Below are 21,568 nucleotides of genomic sequence, written 5' to 3' on the forward strand. Positions count from 1 at the left end.
GCCGCGCATTACGCACCGTCGGCCCCGCCGAGAATTAGATGGACATCCGGCATGAAGCGCGTATGATGAATTTGTCCGAGCACGCGTCTTTGTCTAATTGCTCGCCCCGCCGTCCGCCCTCTTGCGTCGCGCCTTCATCCGCACGCATTGCTGCCCTTTTCACCCCACCCGTCGCGCCGCATCGCGGTGATACCGGTCGGATGCGTTCGTCCGCGCGCTTTGTCGCGACCGAACCGAGGAGTTCGTCATGAGCATGCATCTCTATCGCGGGTTCGAAATCTACCCGCTGATTTATCCGCACATTCCGTCGCGGAACGGCAATCCGCACAACTACGACGGCGGCTTCGACGCGGCCGTGAAGATTTGCCTGCGCGGCACCGCCGACACGCTGACCCGCAGCGAAACGTTCCGGCTGCTCGAACATGCACCGTTCGAATCGGCGGGCGAAGCGCGTCGGGCATCCGTTCGCTATGCAGAGGAAATCATCGACGGCGATCGCGGCGAGCAGCCGCTCTTCGCCGACGTGCATTGATGCGCGCTGTCGCGGCGGCGACGCTCACCGTTCGATTCGGAGCACGAAATGATCATTGACGAATTCATCGACCTGATCGCGCGGCGCGAGGTATCCCGGATCGACGCCGTGCCGCACGACGGCCTCGCCAGTTCCGCGTTGCGCCATCAACCGGAGCTGCAGATGTTCGCAGCCGTCCGCGCACTGTCGCTCAGCGCCGGCTATTCCGAATTCGAGTCCGACAAGATAGCGAGCGCCGTCATGACGCGGCTCGGCTAGTTTTCCCTCACGTAATTTTTCAAACAGGATCTGCATGACGACGATCATCCTCAAGCCCGACGAACCCGTTGATGTCGCGCTCCGGCGCTTCCGGCGAAACATCGAGAAGACGGGCCTGATCCGCGAGTTGCGCAGTCGCACCGGCTATGAAAAGCCGACGACCGAGCGCAAGCGCAAGAAGGCCAGCGCGGTTGCGAGACAGCGGTTGCGCGCGAAACGCATGCTGCCGCCTCGCAAGCTGTACTAGGAGAACGCCGTGTACCAGCCGCCCGTCGAAGGCCCTGCATTCTTTCCGTTGACGAAATGTAAAGTCGATTTCGATCGACAGAACGATGCGATCACGCTTCTGCCGAGCTTCTACGCGTTCGGCTGCGAGTACACCAGCCGCGGCCTGTTGATCGGCCGCGACGATGCGTTCAAATTGATTGCCGCGATCGAGAAGGCGCTCAGCGTCGAGACGTGACGTTCTTCGTGAAGCGGTCGGCGTGCGTGCGCTGTTCTTGACCTGGTCAGGCGAACACGAAGTACTTGCGCACCGTCTCCACGACTTCCCACGTGCCTTTCATGCCCGGTTCGATCACGAACACGTCGCCGGCCTTCAGGTGCACCGGCTCCTCGCCCTCCGGCGTGATGATGCAGTAGCCGTCGAGGAAGTGGCAGTATTCCCACTTCTCGTAGTTCACCTCGAACTTGCCGGGCGTGCAGATCCACGTGCCCATGATCTTGCTGCCATCCTTCGACAGGTACGCGTTGAGGTTCACGGTGTGCGGATCGCCGCCGATGCGCTTCCACTTGGTCGCATCCACGACGGGCGTCGGGCAGGTCTTGCGCAGAACGGTGATGAAATCGGACATGTCGGCTCCAGACTAACGATCGGATAAGAGGTCTGTCACGTTAGAGCGAAAGCTTCGTCGCGGCTTGTTTCGTTCCGACACCGACTCGTCTAATTTCGACACTGGGGTGCAGGTGGAGGCGGCGCGAGCGCGTTTCGTGCAGCCATTTCCCATGAACAACGGACAGTGACCCTCGTGGCGATGGAGGGAGAGGGAAACAGCCCGGCAGCCGCTTCGTGGCCGAGTCGCGAAGCGCCGTCACCTCATTGGCTCAGCAGCTATTCAATTGTCCGGTTGAGGATCTGCGTAATGCCAAATGACCATCCCCCATGCTGTGCGCTGCGGCCCCGGCATAGCCGCTCCGGCCTCGACATACACCGAATCTTTCACGGCCGGGCTTTGCCAGTAACCGGCGCACGGACAAGGCTCTCCGAGCAGGGCGCGTAGCCTCGGTTGCGCAATAGGCTTGGGTAAGTAAGTTTGTTCCTCGGCCGGAATGCTGCCATCCCTGTAACGCTCGTCTTCCCACAACAACCGCCAGCGCACCACATATTCGTCGTTGGTACACTCCAGCAGATACTTGTGGGCAATACTGTCTTTAAGGAAGCAGCTCGGACAACCGACCTTGCCGCCCGGAAACCACGGCTCCCAGATTCCCTCAACAGGGATCTCTTGATCGCTGTAAATCTCGCCGCTTCCCGATTCGTTTTTAGGCGGACAGGAAGGAAGCGATGCAGGATAGGTACGACCGGGCGGCCAATACCGCCACGCAGGAAGGGGGGCATCTTCGAACATAGATTCATAGGTCCAGTGCTCGAAAACACGAATTCCTCCATCCGCGCGTGTTCCGTACGCAAGCATCCCGGTAAAACCGAATCCGACCGTGCACTTGAGCGCGTAGCAAATCAATCTCTCGATCCACACTCCCTCCGCGAACCCAGTGGCGTACACCGGATCCGCGAAGTTGGTATCTCTCAGTCCCAGCGAATGAAAGAAGGGATCGTACTTACGACCGATTTCCAGCGCGCTCCGCCCAAACAACAGATCGCCACCTTGCTGGCTTCCTACAATCAGCGCGTCGTATGCCGCTCTTTTGTCCAGCCCTCGGCGCAATGCATCGATGCCCGAATCCATTTGTACAAGCGCACCCAAGAAATCATGTACGTAAGCTTCCTCGAGCTCCACCTGATTTGGGCTCGGTGTGTCGAGTTGTTTTGCGTACGCGCCGAGAAAGTCGCGGTACAGTCCAACGGCGTAGTCCAGGAACGTGAAACTCGTCCATTTCTTGAGCAGATAAAACGCCTTCGCTCGTGCTTCGTGTTCCTGCTCGGGGGGCCCTAGCGACACATCTCCAGCCGTCAGCCGTGATAGGCTCGGCCTGTCGTCCGAGGACACCAGTTCCTGCGACCGCGTCCTCGGTATAGGCGCTTGTTCACAACTTGCACCTTCAACTGCGGCCATGCAATCGTCAAACGGGATCACTACCGCTATCATAACGATCAACTAGAAACGCGGGGGCGGAGTTGATCGAATGGAAGCATTAAGGGAGCTCTGCAGTTGTTCGCCGTGCACCACACGAATTGGCGCGGTCCAGAACATACTGGGGAAAGATGTCGTCCGTTACGGCGAAGCGGTAGCGGCGATGATGGCACCGGACGCCACTCAGGATACGATAAGGTTGTATGGATGCTTCGCTGCGAGAAAGCTGTTGGAAGCCGGCTGCATATCGGTCCTCTGCAGACTGGACCCCGGACGCCTCCTAATTCTTAGAGAATTTCAGCTCAAGGGAGACTACCCGCTGGGAGAGCGTCACTCCGCTTCCATAGACTGGAAAACGGACGTCATCTCAGAGAAGAAGGCAGTCTGGACAGACACGATTTCCCCGGACAAATTTATCCGATCGCTTCTGGGCGGTCACCTAGCCGAAGTGACGTGGGTGCATGCGATACAAAGCCTGTCGACCCTCACTGACCGAATCCCGAATCTCAGCACATCGAGATGGATCAATGATCTCGTGAATCAATACGAGGCTCGTCGGTCTGCCGCCCCGAGAAGGGCAGAGGGACACGAGGATGCGGAAACCAACGGCTCCTCAACGCAAGCAGAGCTCGGCGTTCTGGCTGGCTTCCGAACGGCGGCACAGCAATCCTTCTCCACCCTTTCGAAAGGCGTGCATTTGGAATTCGTTGTGGATCAAGACGCGTTATTTGACCTCGTCACGGTACGACAGAGTATGTTGCGAGCGGTAAAGGTCCTTACACAACTTGCCTTTACATCACACTTAATCGATTCAGCTTTCACGACGTTGAATCCCGAGAAAGCCTTTGATCTTGTGGTTGCAATTGAAGCGGAGATAGAACGTGACGCTTGACGTATTAGATGAAAACTCCCTCTTTCTCGCAGCGGAAGATTGCGACCCTAGCGAGTTTGAAAAAATACACAAGTTTTCGAGCTTTGAGCGAAAAATTATTCGAAGCTTGATTGCACATGGCCCACTGCTTTTACGAGGCGGCCGAGGCAGCGGGAAAAGTGCATTGCTGATCGAAGCGGATCGACAGATTAAGGCAGAATGGTCGAATGTTTTAAGCGTCTATGTTTCGCTTCGACATCTGCCCCTATTGCGCAGCGAAGGAAAAGTTTACGAGTCCATTTTCTGCGAACTTCTCTTGACCGCGCTCAACGACGAGCTAGAACGTCTCGATTTACCGTGCGTCGACAATCGCCCATCGGACGCCGGCCAGCTTCGTCAAATGCTAGTTTCGCTTGGCGGTCGCATTAATCGTCGAGTCGTTCTGATTTTTGACGATGCCGCACACATCGGCCGAGAAAATGCTCTGACCGAATTTTTCGATATTTTTAGGACAATTTCCAGCAACGTTGTATCGTGCAAAGCCGCAATTTATCCAGGGGTGACTCGCTTTGGAATCCGTTTCGATGTATTCAATGATGCAACCGTAATCGACGTTGCGCGCGATGAGCGATCGGGGGAATTTTCTTCATTCTTTGCTGAGGTGATGCAAGCCCGCTTTCCTACTCTTTCGAAAAAACTTGAAAAAAGCCGCGGCCGCAGTTTGGGACTTGAAACAACGGCCTCTCTCATTGGACGCACAGTCGTTGGTAACATGCGGGCCTTTGTGTTTGCTTGCTCTTGGTTGAGCGCATCAGCAAAAATTGGCCTCCCTGACGTTAAAGACATTCTGCTTCGCCTCGCATCCGATTATTATTGGCCGCTTTTGGACGAAGTCGCCCCAAAATTGGGTCCGTACGAGGTTCTCATTGAACCGTGCAGGAATGTTGCCGAGGTTATTTTCAGGCACGCGGCATCAACTGACAGCGGCTCCGCAATTGTCCATCGCGAGATTGTTCAGAAACTAGGAAAGCTTTTTGAGATTTTAGAGTATGTCGGATTCATATCTCGACGCGAGGCGTCCAGATCAATGAAATCGGGTGGAAGAGGCCCCCGCTACAGCCTAAATCTTGCTAACTTGCTAGAGACAAGACCCAAAGCACAGTTAACGTTCGATTTGGTAGATATTTGGCTAAATACGTCCGTTGACTCGGTTGAATTTCATGCAAGCGGCAATCAAATTCCGTTGAACTTGCCTGAAATCGACCCGACACAGGAGCTAGCCGTTTTTAATTTGCCGATACAATCACTTGCAAAGGGAAAGACATACGTTTATGGCCTAACCACAAGACAAATTAACCTGCTTCTGGAAAATGGGTACAAAACAATCAAGGATGTAGCAAACGAATCCGACGAAAATCTTCACGACCTGGAAGGAATTGGAGATAAAACACTCCTTCGAATTCGCAACGTCATCAGCCAAGCCATTTGGATGTGATTTTGGGTCGCCATTATCCACGGCGGAGTCGATCGTAAGCCAGCACCGCGATAAATGAGGGCCCCAATAGGGGCCTTCATTGAGCTACATGTCAGCCGAACAATCACTTCTTGCTCATCGGCTCGTGCTTGTCTTTGATCAGCTGATAGTAGGTGCTTGCACCAGCCTTCGTCAGTTTCACTTCGGCGATGAACTTCTCGACGATGTCCTTCCGAGTCACGTCCTTAACGGTCCGCATCCGCTTGTAGATTTCAGTTGCCAGGTCAATCTTCGTCGGCGTAGCCGCTACCACGTTCGTTGCAGTATCGTTTCGGCGTTAATTGCGCGAGCTCGATCCGGAGCGGCTTAGAGCGAGTTTAAATGCGTCTAAACCGCTAACACGCGAAATGACACGGAATATGCAGGATAACTACGACATTACGGTTTTCCTGCTCGATACGCGGTGTCGCTACTCCGAGGTAGCGAACATTCCGTAGTCGGCGATCAACATCGATGCCTGCACGATCAGCCTCTATCGCAGCAAGGTGCGGAACGAGAATGTCCTGCACATGACCTCGCGGCTGGAAGCGATCGTCCGTCGCCGGTGGGAAGAACGCCGGACCGGACAGCGATACGTCTTCGAAGACCGCACCGGCAACGAGCGAGGCTACAGCACGAAGTCGATCAAGAAGGCGATCGAGCGCGCCGGCCTCAACGACCCGGTTCTTGTCAAGGAGCGCGGTGGGCGCGTCACGCTGCATACGCTCCGGCACACGTTCGCGAGCAAGCTCGTCACGGCGGGCGTAAGTCTCTATGAAGTATCGGTCCTGCTTGGCCACAGCGATCCGAAAATGACGCAGCGCTATGCTCACCTTAGCCCGAACGACGCGAGCCGAAAGGCCGTCAAAGTCATCGACTCTCTGCTGCTCAATCCTGCGTGAATCGTGGGTTTCTCGACGATGCCCCGTTGTGAATTTGGGGCACTTTGTATGTTTTATTGAAGGCGTACAAAACCGGAACTCGTGGGGCGGAGAATCCCAGACGAACATTCGCCCCACTCAACGCCATGCATTATCGACCACAAAAATCAGAACGAAGAACGATCTAACTTCTTTATAGTTCAACTGCATGCAGTTGTTAGGAGAAGTATTTCGCCAAAAATGGAAACTCCAATACGCAAGCCGCTTTTATGCTCGATGCAATGCTTTCGTCACCGGCTGTGTGCGACCAGATGCCCAGGTAGTAGTTTCCTATATCTTCTTTCGCAAACACGACCCACTCGCCCGTGAGCTTCCCCTGACCGCCTCGCTCCTCCATTGATTCAAATGCGATTCGATGAGACAGCTCCTCGATCATTTCCCGCGTCACAATTGGGCTCTTACTTGGATCGAGAACTTCTTCAACAATCTGTCTCGTTCCGTTTTTTCCTAGGTAGTTCACGATATTATGAGCCATCACGCTTGGCAACGCGGGCATGAAGTGTTTATGCCACAACCCTTTCAGATGAGGGCCTTTGAACTGAGATGCCGGTTTGGTTTGGAGAGATGGCCGCATACCCTCCAAGAACCTCAACTCTTCAATTACGTGGAGAGTATCGATTCCATTGATTTTTTCCAAAATCATCAGGTTTAGAACGAACAGGGAACTGTAGCGCCCTGCAGCAATTCTGTCCAACCCACACATGAGCGCATAGTCGCGAAGTTCTTGGGGCGTTACCTTCCGGATACCTACACCCTCGTGCACATTGAATGTGATCTCCACTCGCCAATTCCCATAAAGAATTTTACCTGCTGAATATACAGGAAAAATTGACCGATACGAAATTTTATGGAGACGACTTTCCCCTGCAAGGCATTTACAGTTTCGAGTTACGACCAAATCCAAAATCATTTGTGCCCGTTCCACTCGGGATCGGGATCATCTTCCCATGCTGGTGCCCATTCCCGGTTTGCCCATCGGGGGTGCGTCAGATCGAACGGTTGGCCGAGCCCGCGACGGGGTAACTGTCGGTTGTAGATGAACCCCGACACGCCCGCCTCGAACAGCCACTTTTCCATCTCACGAAACTGCGCCGTGCAGTAGCGCGGGCCATGCTGCAAGAACTCCGCACCTTCGAGCGGCGAGCCCGGCGTCCATATCTTCCAGACGTATTTGTACCAGCGCGGATTCGGATACAGGGAGGTTCCGAAGAACGCAAACCCGGTCCCGCTCCATCGTTGAAAGTCTTCCCTCGTCGGTCGAAGAATTATCGGTCGCCGTCCCGCTGGAGGCCGCGAATGTTGCCAGAAATCAACTCGCGGAGGCGCCGGGCATAACGTATCTCGTCAGCCGCATCGACATACCAAAACTCGTAGTGACGAAGCTCACTGTTTTCGATCTCGGCGCGCACGAGGACTTCAATGCAAGACTTTCCGTCTTCGCGCTCGCACATGCGACCGAGCAACCCTGCCTTGCCGTCCCTCGACTTAGCAATGAGATAGCCGCATTCTTCGGCAACAAGCACCCATTGCCGGCCGAGCGAGTCGACCGACATGATGCCGACTCGCTCCGTCGTCGCAGGCCACGGCTTATCGTGAAGCTGGGCTGGCCGTGCGACGCCGTCGTCGGCGCCACGGCGTCATGATTGAACGCGAGCAGTTGGCTTTGCCGAGCGGGCCCAACCAGGTTTGGTCAATTGATTTCGTGATGGTGCACTGTCGAACGGGCGGTGTCTGAAGTGCCTGACTATCGTCGACGATTTCACCAAGGAGGCTGCCGATATCGTCGTGGACCACGGCATCTCCGGCTTGTACGTCGCGCGAGCGTTGGACCGAGCAGCACGTTTCCGGGGCTATCCCGAAGCGCTGCGAACCGACCAGGGACCGGAATTTACGAGCCGGGCGCTCGACCAATGGGCGTATGCGAACGGCGTGACGTTGAAATTGATTCAACCGGGCAAGCCGATGCAGAATGCGTACATCGAATCGTTCAACGGCAAGTTTCGCGATGAATGCCTTAACGAGCACTGATTCACGAGCCACGCGCATGCGCGTGTCGTCATCGCGGCGTGGCGCCAGGACTACAACGAGGAACGGCCGCACAGCGCTCTGAATTACCTTTCGCCAGCAGAATTCGCGGCGAAACATCGGGCAACAGCGGATGCTCCTGCCGCTTTCCAGGAGCTGGTTTAAAAGGACTTTGCTAGAAGCCGGTTGGCCCTACCGAAGGGGGCAGGTCAGGGGTGCAACACAGGACTACCAACCGTGCGTCAATTGTATGTCCATTCAGGAGAAGTTTCATCGCCCCCCCTCTACGGCTCCATCGTTGGGCCTAGTGCTGTTTGAGCGCGGCAACGAACCGATTAAATTGGCCTTGAGACTGCTCAAGCGCGTCCCCAATGTCCGACATCGGCCTAACCAGCTTGAAACGCCTTTGCACGCCCTGCCCGCGCCAAGTAGCCTCTTCGAGGACCTTCTCGGACAGCAATACCGGAAGAATCCCATCAAAGAACGTTGATGCGAATCCCTTGCCGAGCCTTATTCGGATTGCTTCCTCGTCAACATGCGTGTGTCGAAGGAATACGCGAAGAAACCGCTCAATCAGCTTCAGCTTGTCGTCAGTGACTCGCGGCACGACAGGTGCGGCATCGCACTCATCAATCGTTGCATCAAAGCTTCGAAGCGTCGCTACAATCAACGCAGGGTCGTAGGAGTGCTCCTCACCAGGCCCGGACACCAAGGAGTCCACTTGGCAATTCCCAAACGAACAACCGGCCAATGATTCGCCAGAGGTAATTTCAAGGCGTTCAAAATTGCAGTCCACGAAGGCAACATCCGTGAGTGAGCTTTTTGCGATATGCGTCGGCTGAAAATGGCACTCCTCAAAGCGAACGTGCTTCAATGCTCGTCCTCCAAGGGCTCCTGCCGGAAAGAACATGCTTCGTAGAAGCAGACCAGATTGTCCCTCGGGCATGCATTCCACCAAGCGAATTGCGAGCGCCCCACAATTCTCCTTACAGAAGGAATAGCCTGCCTCGGAGCGGTTGATCGTTATGACGTTATCCAGAACACCTCTCAGGTCGAATTGGTGCCTGACGAGATACTGTATGGCTTGTTCAATCGTTGCTGTCGGCACGATGTTCACGGAAAGAAATGCCTGTATCCCGGTCGTCGCCTTTTCGGAGAGGATGAGGCCCAGTCCTTCACCGAGAAAGAAATTCTGGAAGTCTTCGTGATCAAAGCCAATACCTTGCCCTCGTGACGTATCGGCCGAAAGTAGCGAGTGCTGCTTGATCCGTTCCTTCACTTGTCGAATCACCGCACCGCTCTTTTTTAGTCCATCACAAAATATATCGACGATGAGATCAAGGACATCATAGCGTAGAGATGTCGATGACGACTGCCACATCTCAACGGCAATTTGAGACAGAATCTGATGATGCTCATTTTGCTGAAGCAATGGCTCCATGACATCGCCCGAGCCTCTAGCAAGCCACTTCTCGGACGCTTCGCGCTTCACGATTGCATCCACAAATGTGAAGAAGTAGTCATGAGGATTGGCACCAAGCAAGTCGACTAGCTCTGTCTGGTCCGCCCCGTCCAGTACGTCGAATAATCTTCGAACAAGTACTGCCCTCGTCAAAAGCGGGTGGTCGGCGCCAAGCCGTGTTGCAACGGTCTCGTACACCGCCTCCGGCGCATCCACACTTCGAAGTTGGCCATATTCGCAAAACTGCTCCCGGCTCCACCGCGAAAGAGCCAGACGCATAAACGCGGCGGATCGGTCACCGATCGCGTCAAGAAGTCTCGCTTGAGTTCGGAAACTCAGGTACTCGAAAAACGCCTTTCTCGCGGCAATAAAAACTGTTCCAGACGACTCTAGGCGTTGGACTAGCGTTCCCAATGCAGAGATAGCCTCGCCCTTTGCCCCTTCAACAAGCATCTCCTCATATCCGTCGAACGCGGGAATGACGACACCCATTCGTACCAACTCGATGAATGCGTCAAAATATAGATAGTTGAAGCGCAATTTGTTTACCAACGCCGCAATCACGGCGTCGTCGAACGTCAAGAAGGCTCGACCACTCAATGGAATCGGAACGACCAGCGACGTAGCTTTCTTTTCCTTATAGCGTTGCGCCTGGACTAGCGATGCCCGATTGATTACCGTCGTCTTACCTTCACCAGCGTCCGACGTTACATACAAGACAGAGGTGGCACCCGGCACAGGCGCTGACGCCCGTCCAAGTAGCGACTCAACAACATTAGCAACCGGAAGGTCTTCTACGCTGCCAGCGCTCAAGTCGGCCGACATTCGGCCAGATGGCACGACGAACGGTAATTTTGAGTTCGTTGCTGTCGCAGCGATGATTCTATCGGCGAGCTGGGGAACACGCGCTACACGGTTAATAAGCCATGACCGCGCAGAGTATTCTTGGCCGTTTTCTACCACCCGTAGATGTCGATCGTCCGTTTCGGAATAGTGGACAGTTGCCTCGACTACCTCGTCCCGAACCTGCGCAACGATACGGCCAAGCCGGATGTCGACGTCGGACGGTTCATCAGCGAACGCAGTCAATATTCTTCTAAGATCGTTGATATCCATTGCCGGATCCTAAACGCTAAGCTGAGTATAGTGAGGAGCAGTTGCAGGGCCCAGTGTGCCAACCAAATGTCGCTGCGTCCTCCAGCCGGCCCGCGTATGAATATGAACAACGTTGCACCCTGCTCCGACAGCGAGCAGAACGCCAGGCCACATGTCCGTATCCGAGGTCACCACAACAACGTCCGTTGCCTTAACTGCAAGCGCCTGATGTACGAGGTCGGCAACTAAAAGTGTATCCACCATCTTTTGCTCATCGCGAACCAAAACATGGCTCAAACGACTTGTGCAACCAGGAGCGCCGCACTGTGTCGCGTGCGAAAGAGCTGCGTGCATGTTCATGCCGCAGTTGCTCCCGGGACTGGAGCACTCTGACCAGTGAGGACGTGCCCGGAATTTACGAAGGTCTCTATCTCGCACCAGAGTTTCTTGAAGCACCGTTGCCGTTCCGACAGGCCCCTCCGCCAACTCTACCGTCAATCGAATCGGTGGCCCGGGATTTGGGCTCGGTCTACCAACGACCGTAGGAGACCCAGCTCTGATATCGGGAACCAGCCGTTGAGCGCTGGTCGTCAGCGTGCCCTGTGAACGCCATCCGCCATAAAGGCGCACTAGCACCAAGGTATGCCGAGCAAGTACTGGATCCGGGATCAACGGCACCAAGGCTTTCGCCATATTCATGGGTCCGGCCCGTGTCAGGCTTAAATCCACGTTGTCGAAGTCGACCAACACCACCAAGTTGGACACACGAACTCCTCGCACTTATGCTCTTTTGTAAGAGCATAACGGAAACACTGCACTGGCATGGCAATTTTCAAGCGAGTTGCGCGTCCTCGCGACGGCGACATGCTGCTCGGCTCGTACACCCCGTGTAGAAGCCTTTGCACCAGCGTACCCCAGCGACGCCACCGCTCCAGCATCGAGCGATGCCAGTTTCGATGCCACCGCCACAAACCTCCCCGCTTGCCATCCCCACCCAAACCCCTGTAGAATTGCGCGTTCTGCGGGCGTCGTATAATGGCCATTACCTCAGCTTCCCAAGCTGATGACGTGGGTTCGATTCCCATCGCCCGCTCCACTTTCTGCTGCATTGCAGCCTGCGCGTGAGCCGCCTCGTCGAAGGCGGCTTTTTTGTACCATGTGCCCGATCATCCGGCGCACTGCCACGCGCAACGGGCCCTCGCCTGCAACCAAGCCTTTCTGTACCAATGATGCACGACGATCCGAACGAAGCCGGCCTGCCGCCGGACGACGCCGCCCTTCCCGACGAAGCCGCCGACGGCGCCGATGAAGTCAATCCGCTGCACCGCCGCCGCATCCGCAGCTTCGTCACACGCGCCGGTCGCGTGTCGACCGGCCAGCGCCGCGCGCTCGACGAACTCGGCCCGCGCTTCGTCGTCCCGTACGCGCCGGAAATCCCCGACTGGAACGCCGTGTTCGGCCGCAGTGCACCGCGCATCCTGGAGATCGGCTTCGGGATGGGCGCGTCGACCGCCGAAATCGCCGCGCACCGCCCCGGCGACGACTTCCTCGGCGTCGAGGTGCACGAGCCGGGCGTCGGCGCGCTGCTGAAGCTGATCGGCGAACAGGACCTGACGAACATCCGCATCATCCAGCACGACGCGGTCGAAGTGCTCGAGCACATGCTCGCGCCGCAAAGCCTGGACGGCGTGCACATCTTCTTCCCCGATCCGTGGCACAAGGCGCGCCACCACAAGCGCCGGCTGATCCAGCCGCCGCTCGTCGCGCATCTCGCGTCGCGCCTGAAGCCGGGCGCGTACCTGCATTGCGCGACCGACTGGCAAAACTATGCGGAACAGATGCTGGAAGTGCTCGGCGCCGAACCGACGCTCGAGAACACGGCCGCCGACTACGCGCCGCGCCCCGACTACCGCCCCGTCACGAAATTCGAACGGCGCGGGCTGAGGCTCGGCCACGGCGTGTGGGATCTGGTGTTCCGCAAGCGCGCCGGCTGACCGCAACACTCAGCCGCGCCACGCAAAACGGCCCAACCGGCATCTGCCGATTGGGCCGTTCGTCATTGGAGGCGCCGCCGCCCTACCCGCGCGTCACGCCCAGTTCAGCCACCCGCTGTAACCGACGAGCAGCACGAACAGCCCGAACGCGATCCGGTACCACGCGAACACGGTGAAGTCGTGCGTCGCGACGAAGCGCAGCAGCCAGCGCACGCACACGAACGCGCTGACGAACGCGGCGACGAGCCCGAGCGCGAACAGCCCGAGCGAATCGACGGTGAACGCCTGCCAGTCCTTGACGGTTTCATAGAGCGTCGCGCCGAAGATGATCGGAATCGCGAGAAAGAACGAGAATTCGGTCGCGACGCGCCGGTCGAGGCCGAACAGCATCCCGCCGATGATCGTCGAGCCCGAGCGCGACATGCCCGGCACCAGCGCGAAACATTGCGCGATGCCGACCTTCAGCGCATCGAGCGGCGTGAGCGCATCGACCGACTGCACGCGCGGCGGCTCGCGGTGCTCACGCTGCCGCGCCTCGGCCCACAGGATGATCGCGCCGCCGACGACGAGCGCAAATGCGACCGGCACCGGCGAGAACAGCACAGCCTTGATCTTCTTCTCGAACAGCAGCCCGAGCGCGATCGCGGGAACCGTCGCGATCGCGACGTTCAGCGTGAAGCGCTGCGCGTCGGGCCGGCTCGGTAGCCCGGTGACGACGGACACGATCCGCTGCCGGTATTCCCAGCAGACCGCGAGGATCGCGCCGAACTGGATCACGACGTCGAAGGTCTTCGCGTGCGCGTCGTTGAAATCCAGAAAACTGCCGGCGACGATCAGGTGGCCGGTGCTCGACACCGGGAGGAATTCCGTCAGCCCCTCGACGACGCCGAGGATCAATGCCTTGCAGATCAGGATCCAGTCCATCCGTGGCCCAACTCCGAAGTGGTCGAAAGAAAGGGCCACGTTACCGCCGCGGCCCGCCCGGCCGCGCGCGGTGCGCCGTCACTTTTCGACGATCGCCACGCGTATGCCGTTTGTAAGAATCGTAATTGTACCGGGTTCGTAGTTGACCCCGGCAAATTGCAGTTGCTCGGGCTTGAACGTGTAGATCGGATAGTTGGTCAGCACCTGCGTCGCGAGCAGGCCCGCGGCCGCGCCAACCTGCTGCGCGTACATCTGCGCGTCGCCGTCGAGCACGAGGCTGTCGACGGCCGGCGCCTTCAGCACGACCGAACGGCTCGGCGCATCGTACGCGAGCTGGCCCGACACGGTGAACTTGCCGCTCACCGGTGCGCGCACGAACGGGCTCGCGAAATGCGCGTCGAGCTGGACGGCAACGCGGTTCTGGTCGGGCAGCAGGCTCACGGCCGGATTCGCGAGCGACACGTCGACGACCTGCGCGACCGTGCGCTGATACGGGAACTTGCGGGCGACGGCTTTCTGCACGTCGCCGCGCGAGAACGTGTAGTGATCGGGGATGAACGGGAACGTCGACGCGCACGCGGCGAGCGACAGCGACACGCCGATGGCGCCGGCGCAGGCGGCGAGGAAGCGGCGCCGGCCGGGCGTGCAAGATGCGGTCATGCTGGACAATCTCCTTCCTGTATCGGGTGAAGCGGCCGGGCGAGCGGCCTCGGCCCATGTGGCGCCCGGGAACCGACGTTAGTGCTGCGGCGCATGCCGCCGGTTCCGGGTGGGCACCGCCGCAAACCGGCGAGATCAGCGAATCGGCGAGCCGCCAGCGCCCGGAGACGGCTGCGTCGCGACCTCGAGGCGCGTGAGCCACGCGAGTGCGTCGTCACGCGACGCACCGCACATCTCGACCGAAGGCTGCAGCCCCGAACAGCACGCGGGACGCTCCGGCCGGCCGAAAATCCGGCAGCGCAGGTCGTCGCCGAGCTGCGCGCAGCGCATGCCGGCCGGCTTGCCGCCGGGCATCCCCGGAATCGGCGAAGAAATCGACGGCGCGATGCAGCAGGCACCGCACCCTTCGCGGCACGCGTGCGGCGGCGGCACATCGGCAGGCGCCGGACGGACAGGCATTTCGACAGACACTGGACTCTCTCGACAAACGACAAAAACACGATGCGGCAACCGGGCGCAGCAGCGCGGCAGCCCACTGCGCATTGTGCCACCGACGGCTGCGACGTTATTACACAAGGCAGCCGAAACGCGCGTTCATATACTCGAAAGCATCTGATAATGCGCGAAACCATCATGACTTCCGGTGCTGCCGACACACTGTTCCGTCCCGATTTGCTCGCGAAGTACGGCGCGAACGGGCCGCGCTATACGTCCTACCCCACAGCGCTGCAGTTCCGCGACGATTTCGATCCGGCCGACTACGTGCGCGCCGCGCGCGATCCCGGCGCGTCGTCGAGCGACCTGTCGCTGTACTTCCATATCCCATTCTGCAACACGGCCTGCTTCTACTGCGGCTGCAACAAGATCGCGACCAACAACCGCCGCCGCGCACGCCCGTATCTCGACCAACTGAAACGCGAGCTGGCGCTGCAGGCCGCGCTGTTCGATCCAGCGCGTACGGTCACGCAGTTGCATTGGGGCGGCGGCACGCCGACCTTCCTGTCCGACGCCGAAACGGCCGAGCTGATGGCGGCGACGCGCGAACACTTCACGCTCGCGCCGGACGCCGACGCCGAGTTCTCGATCGAGATCGACCCGCGCACGGTCACGCCGGCAACGCTCGTGCACCTGCGCAACATCGGCTTCAACCGGCTGAGCCTGGGCGTGCAGGATTTCGATCCGGTCGTGCAGCAGGCGATCAACCGGATCCAGCCGCTCGCAATGACGGCCGACCTGCTGTCCGCCGCGCGCGCGACGGGCTTCCATTCGGTCAGCGTCGACCTGATCTACGGGCTGCCGCACCAGACGGTGGCCGTGTTCGCGCGCACGCTCGAGACGATCATCGAACTCGCGCCGGACCGGCTGTCGGTGTTCGGCTACGCGCACATGCCGCACCTGTTCAAGATGCAGCGGCAGATCGACGATGCGGCGCTGCCGCCGCCGGAAACGCGCATCGCGCTGCTCGGCCTTGCGATCGAGATGCTGACGTCGGCCGGCTACGTATACATCGGGATGGACCACTTCGCGCGGCCGTCCGACGAATTGGTGCGCGCGCAGCGAAACGGCACGCTGCAGCGCAATTTCCAGGGCTACAGCACGCGCGCGGATACCGACCTGGTCGGCTTCGGCGTGTCGTCGATCGGCAAGGTCGGCGACGTCTACGCGCAGAACGCGAAGGATCTGCCGGCCTACACCGCGGCGCTCGACGCCGGCCGGTTGCCGATTGCGCGCGGCGTGCGGCTCACCGCCGACGACCGGCTGCGCCGCGACGTGATCACGCAGCTGATGTGCAACCTCGACCTGCCGTTCTCGCACATCGAGGCCGCGCACGGGATCCGCTTCGCCGACCACTTCGCGCGCGAGCTCGACGCGCTGCGCGGCTTCGAGCAGGACGGGCTGCTGACCATCGCCGCCGACCGCCTGACGATCCATCCGGCGGGACGGATGGTCGTGCGCAACATCGCGATGGCGTTCGACGCGTACCTCGGCCGGACGCCGCGCCAGCACTACTCGCGCACCGTCTGACACGGCATGGGCGCGGGCGTGCGGCCGGTTTGATAAAGTAAGGGGCTCCACGCCCCTGCAAGAATCCGCACGATGCGCACCACCAAAGCAACCAACGCGGTCGAACGCCTGAAGGCCCGTTCCGGCAACCCGCAGTTCGCGGCCGTCGCGATGGCCGGCGGCCTGTTCTACCTGGTCGACCGCTCGGGCGGCACCGCCGAAAAACGCAGCGAACCGCTGCCGCTCGACGAATTCGTCCGATTCGTCGACGACTTCGGCCCCAAAAAGCCGCGCAAGGTCAGCAAGCTCGACCTCGCGTTCGAGGCGCAGATCAAGAAGAGCAAGGAGTAAAGGTCTGTTGCAGGCCGCCTGAAGGCTTCCCGGCCGTCCCGTTTGGTACAATCACGAAGTTTCTCTACCCCCGCTGATGGCCGACCTGGCTGCGTGACCACACCATGAATATCGAAAACGCGCGTTTCAACATGATCGAACAACAGATCCGGCCGTGGGACGTGCTGGATCTCGACGTCCTGGGCCTGTTGTCAATCGTCAAGCGTGAAAAATACGTGTCGCCCGAGCATCGCGATCTCGCGTTCGCCGACCTCGAGCTGCCGCTGCCCGGCGGCCGCGGCAAGATGCTGTTCCCGCGCGTCGAAGCGCGCGTGCTGCAGGAACTGGCGGTGAAGAAGCACGAGAACGTGCTCGTGATCGGCGCCGGCTCCGGCTACCTCACCGCGCTGTTCGCGCATCGCGCGCTGCACGTGACGGCCGTCGAGATCGACCCGGCCATCGCGAAGTTCGCGGCGGATAACCTGCGCAACGACGGCGTGACGAACGCGGAAGTCGTGCTCGGCGACGGCTCGCTCGGCTGGCCCGACAAGGCGCCGTACGACGTGATCTGCGTCGCGGGCGGCCTGCCGCTCGTGCCGCAGCAGATGCTCGAGCAGCTGAAGATCGGCGGCCGCCTGTCGGCGTTCGTCGGCGGCCGTCCGGTGATGAAGGCGCAGATCATCACGCGCATCGACGACAAGCAGTACCGTGTCGCGGACGTGTTCGAAACCTACGTCGATCACCTCGTCAACGCGATCGAGCCGTCGCGTTTCAAGTTCTGAGCGGCGGCCCCATGCAGATCCTGACACCGGCGATGCTCGCCGAATGGCTGCGCGACCCGGCGCGCCCCGCGCCGGTCGTCCTCGACGTGCGCGAACCGTGGGAAATCTCGACCGCGCAGATCGCCGGCAGCGTGTCGATCCCGATGCAGCAGATCCCCGCGCGCAGCGAGGAGCTCGACGACGAAGCGGAAATCGTCTGCGTGTGCCATCACGGAATGCGCAGCGCGCAGGTGGCGATGTTCCTCGAATCGCGCGGCTTCACGAAGCTGTACAACCTGCAAGGCGGCATCGACGCGTGGTCGCGCGACGTCGATCCGTCCGTGCCGCGTTACTGAGCTTCCAACCTTTGCGGCGGTGTGCGTTCGCGCGCCGCCAGGTCGGCCGGCGCATCGCCGCCGGTCGCACTGATCCGCCGAACGGGTGCGCATTGCGCGCCCGTTTCCATTTCGGCTGCCGGTTCCGTGCTCGTCGCGGAACGTGACGACCACGTCGCGCATGCTCGATGCCGCCGGCACGTCAGGCATTAAACACCCCTTCAGCCGCCGACGCGGCGCGCGAAACCGCGCATGCACCATTTGCGCTCGTGCGAACGCACCGCAACGGATCGCGCGTGCTGCACGACGCATCATCCGCACCGCGCCGGTACTTCGCCGGATCCCGCGCAGGCACGCCGGACGTGCACTTGCGCGACTGGCACATGCCTTGCGTTATCCCCGTTTGCCGACGCCGCCACGGCGCACGCACAACCAACACGTCAAGGGGATCCCGATGAAACGTCGCAGTCTGCTGAAGTTCGGTTCGATGGCTGGTGCACTCGCGCTGGCGGGCAAGAGTCCGTTCGCGCACGCAGCCGATGCGGGCACCGGCCCGATCAAGGTCGGCATCCTGCATTCGCTGTCGGGCACGATGGCGATCTCCGAAACGTCGCTGAAGGACACGGCGCTGATGACGATCGCCGACATCAACAAGAGCGGCGGCGTGATGGGCCGCAAGATCGAGCCGGTGGTCGTCGACCCGGCATCGAACTGGCCGCTGTTCGCCGAGAAGGCGCGCCAGTTGCTCACGCAGGACAAGGTCGCGTGCGTGTTCGGCTGCTGGACGTCGGTGTCGCGCAAGTCGGTGCTGCCGGTGTTCGAGGAACTGAACGGCCTGCTCTACTATCCGGTCCAGTACGAAGGCGAGGAAATGTCGCGCAACGTGTTCTACACGGGCGCCGCACCGAACCAGCAGGCGATTCCGGCGGTCGAGTACCTGATGAGCGCCGAAGGCGGCAGCGCGAAGCGCTTCTTCCTGCTCGGCACCGACTACGTGTATCCGCGCACGACCAACAAGATCCTGCGCGCGTTCCTGAAATCTAAGGGCGTGAAGGACGCCGACATTCAGGAGGTCTACACGCCGTTCGGCCACAGCGATTACCAGACGATCGTCGCGAACATCAAGACCTTCGCGCAGGGCGGCAAGACGACCGTGATCTCGACGATCAACGGCGATTCGAACGTGCCGTTCTACAAGGAACTCGGCAACCAGGGGATCAAGGCGACCGACGTGCCGGTGGTCGCGTTCTCGGTCGGCGAGGAGGAGCTGCGCGGGATCGACACGAAGCCGCTCGTCGGCCACCTCGCCGCATGGAACTACTTCATGTCGGTGAAGAACCCGAACAACACGAAGTTCAAGGACCAGTTCGCCGCATGGGTGAAGGCGAACAACCTGCCGGGCGGCGCGAAGCGCGTGACCAACGATCCGATGGAAGCGACCTATGTCGGCATCCACATGTGGAAGCAGGCGGTCGAAAAAGCGAAGAGCACCGACGTCGACAAGGTGCGCGTCGCGATGATCGGCCAGACGGTTGCCGCACCGTCGGGCTTCACGCTCGCGATGGACGGCAACCACCACCTGCACAAGCCGGTGATGATCGGCGAGATCCGCGGCGACGGGCAGTTCAACGTCGTATGGAAGACGAAGACGGCCGTGCGCGCGCAGCCGTGGAGCCCGTTCATCGCGGGCAACCAGGGCAAGCCGGACGTCGTCAGCTCGATTCCGGCGTTCCTGCGGCGGCAGCGCGCGGCGCTGGCCTGATGCGATGCGCGGGGCGTTGCGCACACGTGCAACGTCCCGGCCATGCGCGGCGGCAAAGCGTCGAAACCGGCATGTCGGTGCGACGCCAGCGGGCGCCGTCGCGATTGCCGAAGCCGCAGCCGCCCTGCCGCTGCATGAGCGCGCCTCTCCACGCCTGACAGGAATTCCGATGCCGATACGCTTTCACCGGACCGTCGCTGCGATCGTCGCGTGCGCTGCGCTCGCGTGCGCGCTGCCGCGCGCCGCCTATGCGCTGACGCCCGCCGATACCGCCGCGCTCGCCGGCGACGACTTCGATGCCAAAACGGCCGCGATCGAACATCTTGCCGCCGATACCGATCCGCGCGCGGTCGCGCTGCTCAATGCGCTGTCGAGCGGCGACGCGCTCGCGACCGGCGACGGCCGCCTGCTGATCCAGACCGGCGACACCGCGCACGACGCGCTGACGCAGGCCGCGACACCGGCCGGCGACGCGCAGCCCGTGATGCTGAACAACCTGCTGCGCACGAAGATCGCCGCCGCACTGTCCGGGCTCGCGCTCGCGTCGCCCGACATCGCCGCGCGCCGCGACGCGATCGATGCGCTGCTGAAGTCGCCCGACCCGGCGCTCAAGCCGATGATCGACCGCGCACGCGCAAAGGAAACCGATCCCGCGTTGAAGCGCCGCCTCGACGCGCTGTGGGCGATCGCCGCGCTGCACGACGCCGATCCGGCGAAGCGCCTCGAAGCCGTGCAAGTGGTGGCCGCGCGCCAGGATCTCGACATGATCGAACAGCTGCGTCCGCTCGTCGCGAAGAACGCGGACGGCAGCTACGCGGAACCCGACGCGCGTGTGCGCGACGCTGCGCAACAGGGGCTCGATACGCTGCACGCGCTGCAACGCCGCGGCGAGATCGCGGGCACCGTGTTCGCGGGCCTGTCGCTCGGCAGCGTGCTGCTGCTCGCCGCGCTCGGCCTTGCAATCACGTACGGGCTGATCGGCGTGATCAACATGGCGCACGGCGAATTCCTGATGATCGGTGCGTACGCAACCTATGTCGTGCAGACGCTGATCCAGCGCTATGCGCCGGCCGCATTCGACTGGTATCCGCTCGTCGCGGTGCCCGTGTCGTTCGCGGCGGCCGCGCTCGTCGGCATCGTGCTCGAACGGCTCGTGCTGCGGCACCTGTACGGCCGCCCGCTCGAAACGCTGCTCGCGACGTTCGGCGTGAGCCTGATCCTGATTCAGGCGACACGCATGCTGTTCGGCGCGCAGAACGTGCAGGTCGTGAACCCGTCGTGGATGAGCGGCGGCGTGATCGTGATGCAGAACCTGATCCTCCCGTACAACCGGCTCGCGATCCTCGCGTTCGCGCTCGCGGTGGTGTTCGTCGCGTGGGCGGTGCTGACGAAGACGCGGCTCGGCCTGTTCGTGCGCGCGGTCACGCAGAACCGCCGGATGGCCGCATGCGTCGGCGTGAAAACCGCGCGCGTCGATGCGTATGCGTTCGCGTTCGGCGCGGGCATCGCGGGCCTGGGCGGCTGCGCGCTGTCGCAGATCGGCAACGTGGGCCCCGATCTCGGGCAGAACTACATCATCGATTCGTTCATGGCGGTCGTGCTCGGCGGCGTCGGCCAGATCGCCGGCACGGTGCTCGGCGGCTTCGGGCTCGGCCTCGTCAGCAAGGCGATCGAGCCGTTCTGGGGCGCCGTGCTCGCGAAGATCGCGGTGCTCGTGATGATCGTGCTGTTCATCCAGAAGCGTCCGCAGGGGATGTTCGCCCCGAAGGGACGCAGCGCGGAGGCGTGA

The 21,568-nt window shown here is 60.5% G+C and carries 21 protein-coding genes, 1 tRNA gene and 3 pseudogenes; 16 read left to right on the forward strand and 9 right to left on the reverse strand.

What is annotated here, in order from left to right; genetic code table 11:
• Positions 1 to 247 precede the first annotated feature (247 nt).
• Genes BSE24067_RS10830 through BSE24067_RS10845 form a run of 4 tightly spaced genes read left to right on the forward strand, consistent with a single transcriptional unit; the run spans position 248 to position 1,253 of the window.
• On the forward strand, positions 248 to 532 hold the full coding sequence (locus BSE24067_RS10830; protein ID WP_151063316.1) for a hypothetical protein: 285 nt from the start codon (positions 248 to 250) through the stop codon (positions 530 to 532).
• A 48-nt stretch (positions 533 to 580) separates the two neighbouring features.
• Positions 581 to 790 carry a hypothetical protein gene (locus BSE24067_RS32965; protein WP_151063315.1) on the forward strand — a complete coding sequence of 70 codons (210 nt, stop codon included), beginning with the start codon at positions 581 to 583 and terminating at the stop codon, positions 788 to 790.
• Between the two features lie 34 nt (positions 791 to 824).
• Positions 825 to 1,037 (forward strand): 30S ribosomal protein S21, encoded by a 213-nt coding sequence (gene rpsU / locus BSE24067_RS10840; RefSeq protein ID WP_151063314.1) that lies wholly within the window; start codon positions 825 to 827, stop codon positions 1,035 to 1,037.
• Positions 1,038 to 1,046: 9 nt separating this feature from the next.
• On the forward strand, positions 1,047 to 1,253 hold the full coding sequence (locus BSE24067_RS10845; RefSeq protein ID WP_151063313.1) for a hypothetical protein: 207 nt from the start codon (positions 1,047 to 1,049) through the stop codon (positions 1,251 to 1,253).
• A 46-nt stretch (positions 1,254 to 1,299) separates the two neighbouring features.
• Here BSE24067_RS10845 and BSE24067_RS10850 read toward each other — a convergent pair whose 3' ends face one another.
• Both BSE24067_RS10850 and BSE24067_RS10855 read right to left on the reverse strand, forming a co-directional pair.
• The gene (locus BSE24067_RS10850; protein WP_059466993.1) at positions 1,300 to 1,644 is read right to left on the reverse strand and encodes a cupin domain-containing protein; all 345 of its coding nucleotides are present in this window, start codon (positions 1,642 to 1,644) and stop codon (positions 1,300 to 1,302) included.
• Positions 1,645 to 1,905: 261 nt separating this feature from the next.
• The gene (locus tag BSE24067_RS10855) at positions 1,906 to 3,018 is read right to left on the reverse strand and encodes an Imm71 family immunity protein (RefSeq protein WP_244130428.1); all 1,113 of its coding nucleotides are present in this window, start codon (positions 3,016 to 3,018) and stop codon (positions 1,906 to 1,908) included.
• A gap of 136 nt (positions 3,019 to 3,154) precedes the next feature.
• On the opposite strand from BSE24067_RS10855, the gene BSE24067_RS10860 reads away from it, so the two are divergent.
• A complete protein-coding gene (locus BSE24067_RS10860; RefSeq protein ID WP_151063311.1) occupies positions 3,155 to 3,994 on the forward strand; it encodes a hypothetical protein in 840 nt (279 codons plus the stop codon).
• Positions 3,984 to 5,468: a helix-hairpin-helix domain-containing protein gene (locus BSE24067_RS10865; RefSeq protein WP_151063310.1), complete on the forward strand. Its 1,485-nt coding sequence runs from the start codon at positions 3,984 to 3,986 to the stop codon at positions 5,466 to 5,468. Before BSE24067_RS10860 ends, BSE24067_RS10865 begins: the two co-directional genes overlap by 11 nt.
• A gap of 103 nt (positions 5,469 to 5,571) precedes the next feature.
• Here BSE24067_RS10865 and BSE24067_RS32485 read toward each other — a convergent pair.
• Positions 5,572 to 5,754: pseudogene (locus BSE24067_RS32485) on the reverse strand (hypothetical protein); the annotation flags it as partial.
• A 34-nt stretch (positions 5,755 to 5,788) separates the two neighbouring features.
• Here BSE24067_RS32485 and BSE24067_RS10870 point away from each other — a divergent pair.
• Positions 5,789 to 6,388, forward strand: a pseudogene (locus BSE24067_RS10870) (site-specific integrase); the annotation flags it as partial.
• 196 nt (positions 6,389 to 6,584) lie between these two features.
• Here BSE24067_RS10870 and BSE24067_RS10875 read toward each other — a convergent pair.
• Both BSE24067_RS10875 and BSE24067_RS10880 read right to left on the reverse strand, forming a co-directional pair.
• On the reverse strand, positions 6,585 to 7,208 hold the full coding sequence (locus tag BSE24067_RS10875; RefSeq protein WP_151063308.1) for a hypothetical protein: 624 nt from the start codon (positions 7,206 to 7,208) through the stop codon (positions 6,585 to 6,587).
• 484 nt (positions 7,209 to 7,692) lie between these two features.
• On the reverse strand, positions 7,693 to 7,980 hold the full coding sequence (locus BSE24067_RS10880; protein ID WP_244130429.1) for a hypothetical protein: 288 nt from the start codon (positions 7,978 to 7,980) through the stop codon (positions 7,693 to 7,695).
• Between the two features lie 35 nt (positions 7,981 to 8,015).
• Here BSE24067_RS10880 and BSE24067_RS10885 point away from each other — a divergent pair.
• Positions 8,016 to 8,617: pseudogene (locus BSE24067_RS10885) on the forward strand (IS3 family transposase); the annotation flags it as partial.
• Between the two features lie 139 nt (positions 8,618 to 8,756).
• On the opposite strand, the gene BSE24067_RS10890 reads toward BSE24067_RS10885, so the two are convergent.
• Positions 8,757 to 11,030, reverse strand: a complete 2,274-nt coding sequence (locus tag BSE24067_RS10890; RefSeq protein ID WP_151063306.1) for an NACHT domain-containing protein — start codon at positions 11,028 to 11,030, stop codon at positions 8,757 to 8,759.
• A 1,000-nt stretch (positions 11,031 to 12,030) separates the two neighbouring features.
• Between BSE24067_RS10890 and BSE24067_RS10895 the strand changes: the two genes are divergently transcribed.
• Positions 12,031 to 12,105 (forward strand) — tRNA-Gly (locus BSE24067_RS10895).
• 130 nt (positions 12,106 to 12,235) lie between these two features.
• Positions 12,236 to 13,003: a tRNA (guanosine(46)-N7)-methyltransferase TrmB gene (gene trmB / locus BSE24067_RS10900; RefSeq protein ID WP_151063305.1), complete on the forward strand. Its 768-nt coding sequence runs from the start codon at positions 12,236 to 12,238 to the stop codon at positions 13,001 to 13,003.
• Between the two features lie 93 nt (positions 13,004 to 13,096).
• Here the strand turns inward: trmB and BSE24067_RS10905 are convergent, their stop codons facing one another.
• The 3 genes from BSE24067_RS10905 to BSE24067_RS10915 form a co-directional block, all read right to left on the reverse strand.
• Positions 13,097 to 13,927, reverse strand: a complete 831-nt coding sequence (locus tag BSE24067_RS10905; RefSeq protein WP_151063304.1) for an undecaprenyl-diphosphate phosphatase — start codon at positions 13,925 to 13,927, stop codon at positions 13,097 to 13,099.
• Between the two features lie 78 nt (positions 13,928 to 14,005).
• Positions 14,006 to 14,587 carry a DUF1439 domain-containing protein gene (locus BSE24067_RS10910; protein WP_151063303.1) on the reverse strand — a complete coding sequence of 194 codons (582 nt, stop codon included), beginning with the start codon at positions 14,585 to 14,587 and terminating at the stop codon, positions 14,006 to 14,008.
• Positions 14,588 to 14,722: 135 nt separating this feature from the next.
• Positions 14,723 to 15,046, reverse strand: coding sequence for a YkgJ family cysteine cluster protein (locus BSE24067_RS10915; RefSeq protein WP_151063353.1), 324 nt, complete (start codon positions 15,044 to 15,046; stop codon positions 14,723 to 14,725).
• Positions 15,047 to 15,220: 174 nt separating this feature from the next.
• Between BSE24067_RS10915 and hemN the strand changes: the two genes are divergently transcribed.
• From hemN to urtB, 6 genes are all read left to right on the forward strand, one after another.
• Positions 15,221 to 16,612 (forward strand): oxygen-independent coproporphyrinogen III oxidase, encoded by a 1,392-nt coding sequence (hemN, locus tag BSE24067_RS10920; RefSeq protein ID WP_151063302.1) that lies wholly within the window; start codon positions 15,221 to 15,223, stop codon positions 16,610 to 16,612.
• A 72-nt stretch (positions 16,613 to 16,684) separates the two neighbouring features.
• The gene (locus BSE24067_RS10925) at positions 16,685 to 16,942 is read left to right on the forward strand and encodes a hypothetical protein (RefSeq protein ID WP_151063301.1); all 258 of its coding nucleotides are present in this window, start codon (positions 16,685 to 16,687) and stop codon (positions 16,940 to 16,942) included.
• A gap of 104 nt (positions 16,943 to 17,046) precedes the next feature.
• Complete coding sequence (locus BSE24067_RS10930) at positions 17,047 to 17,703, forward strand: protein-L-isoaspartate O-methyltransferase family protein (protein WP_151063300.1); 657 nt, start codon at positions 17,047 to 17,049, stop codon at positions 17,701 to 17,703.
• Between the two features lie 11 nt (positions 17,704 to 17,714).
• Complete coding sequence (locus tag BSE24067_RS10935) at positions 17,715 to 18,038, forward strand: rhodanese-like domain-containing protein (RefSeq protein ID WP_006758748.1); 324 nt, start codon at positions 17,715 to 17,717, stop codon at positions 18,036 to 18,038.
• 433 nt (positions 18,039 to 18,471) lie between these two features.
• Positions 18,472 to 19,779, forward strand: coding sequence for an urea ABC transporter substrate-binding protein (gene urtA, locus BSE24067_RS10940; RefSeq protein ID WP_151063299.1), 1,308 nt, complete (start codon positions 18,472 to 18,474; stop codon positions 19,777 to 19,779).
• Between the two features lie 169 nt (positions 19,780 to 19,948).
• On the forward strand, positions 19,949 to 21,568 hold the full coding sequence (gene urtB, locus BSE24067_RS10945) for an urea ABC transporter permease subunit UrtB (RefSeq protein ID WP_151063298.1): 1,620 nt from the start codon (positions 19,949 to 19,951) through the stop codon (positions 21,566 to 21,568).

It is taken from the genome of Burkholderia latens, assembly GCF_902499045.1.
Taxonomy (GTDB): Bacteria; Pseudomonadota; Gammaproteobacteria; order Burkholderiales; family Burkholderiaceae; genus Burkholderia; species Burkholderia latens.

What these genes read in the sequence shown, in the direction of transcription:
- BSE24067_RS10830 (WP_151063316.1), top strand. Translation starts at nt 248, where the DNA reads ATGAGCATGCATCTCTATCGCGGGTTCGAAATCTACCCGCTGATTTAT.
- BSE24067_RS32965 (WP_151063315.1), top strand. Translation starts at nt 581, where the DNA reads ATGATCATTGACGAATTCATCGACCTGATCGCGCGGCGCGAGGTATCC.
- rpsU (WP_151063314.1), top strand. Translation starts at nt 825, where the DNA reads ATGACGACGATCATCCTCAAGCCCGACGAACCCGTTGATGTCGCGCTC.
- BSE24067_RS10850 (WP_059466993.1), bottom strand. Translation starts at nt 1,644, where the DNA reads ATGTCCGATTTCATCACCGTTCTGCGCAAGACCTGCCCGACGCCCGTC.
- BSE24067_RS10860 (WP_151063311.1), top strand. Translation starts at nt 3,155, where the DNA reads ATGGAAGCATTAAGGGAGCTCTGCAGTTGTTCGCCGTGCACCACACGA.
- BSE24067_RS10880 (WP_244130429.1), bottom strand. Translation starts at nt 7,980, where the DNA reads ATGTCGGTCGACTCGCTCGGCCGGCAATGGGTGCTTGTTGCCGAAGAA.
- BSE24067_RS10890 (WP_151063306.1), bottom strand. Translation starts at nt 11,030, where the DNA reads ATGGATATCAACGATCTTAGAAGAATATTGACTGCGTTCGCTGATGAA.
- trmB (WP_151063305.1), top strand. Translation starts at nt 12,236, where the DNA reads ATGATGCACGACGATCCGAACGAAGCCGGCCTGCCGCCGGACGACGCC.
- BSE24067_RS10905 (WP_151063304.1), bottom strand. Translation starts at nt 13,927, where the DNA reads ATGGACTGGATCCTGATCTGCAAGGCATTGATCCTCGGCGTCGTCGAG.
- BSE24067_RS10910 (WP_151063303.1), bottom strand. Translation starts at nt 14,587, where the DNA reads ATGACCGCATCTTGCACGCCCGGCCGGCGCCGCTTCCTCGCCGCCTGC.
- BSE24067_RS10915 (WP_151063353.1), bottom strand. Translation starts at nt 15,046, where the DNA reads ATGCCTGTCCGTCCGGCGCCTGCCGATGTGCCGCCGCCGCACGCGTGC.
- hemN (WP_151063302.1), top strand. Translation starts at nt 15,221, where the DNA reads ATGACTTCCGGTGCTGCCGACACACTGTTCCGTCCCGATTTGCTCGCG.
- BSE24067_RS10925 (WP_151063301.1), top strand. Translation starts at nt 16,685, where the DNA reads ATGCGCACCACCAAAGCAACCAACGCGGTCGAACGCCTGAAGGCCCGT.
- BSE24067_RS10930 (WP_151063300.1), top strand. Translation starts at nt 17,047, where the DNA reads ATGAATATCGAAAACGCGCGTTTCAACATGATCGAACAACAGATCCGG.
- BSE24067_RS10935 (WP_006758748.1), top strand. Translation starts at nt 17,715, where the DNA reads ATGCAGATCCTGACACCGGCGATGCTCGCCGAATGGCTGCGCGACCCG.
- urtA (WP_151063299.1), top strand. Translation starts at nt 18,472, where the DNA reads ATGAAACGTCGCAGTCTGCTGAAGTTCGGTTCGATGGCTGGTGCACTC.
- urtB (WP_151063298.1), top strand. Translation starts at nt 19,949, where the DNA reads ATGCCGATACGCTTTCACCGGACCGTCGCTGCGATCGTCGCGTGCGCT.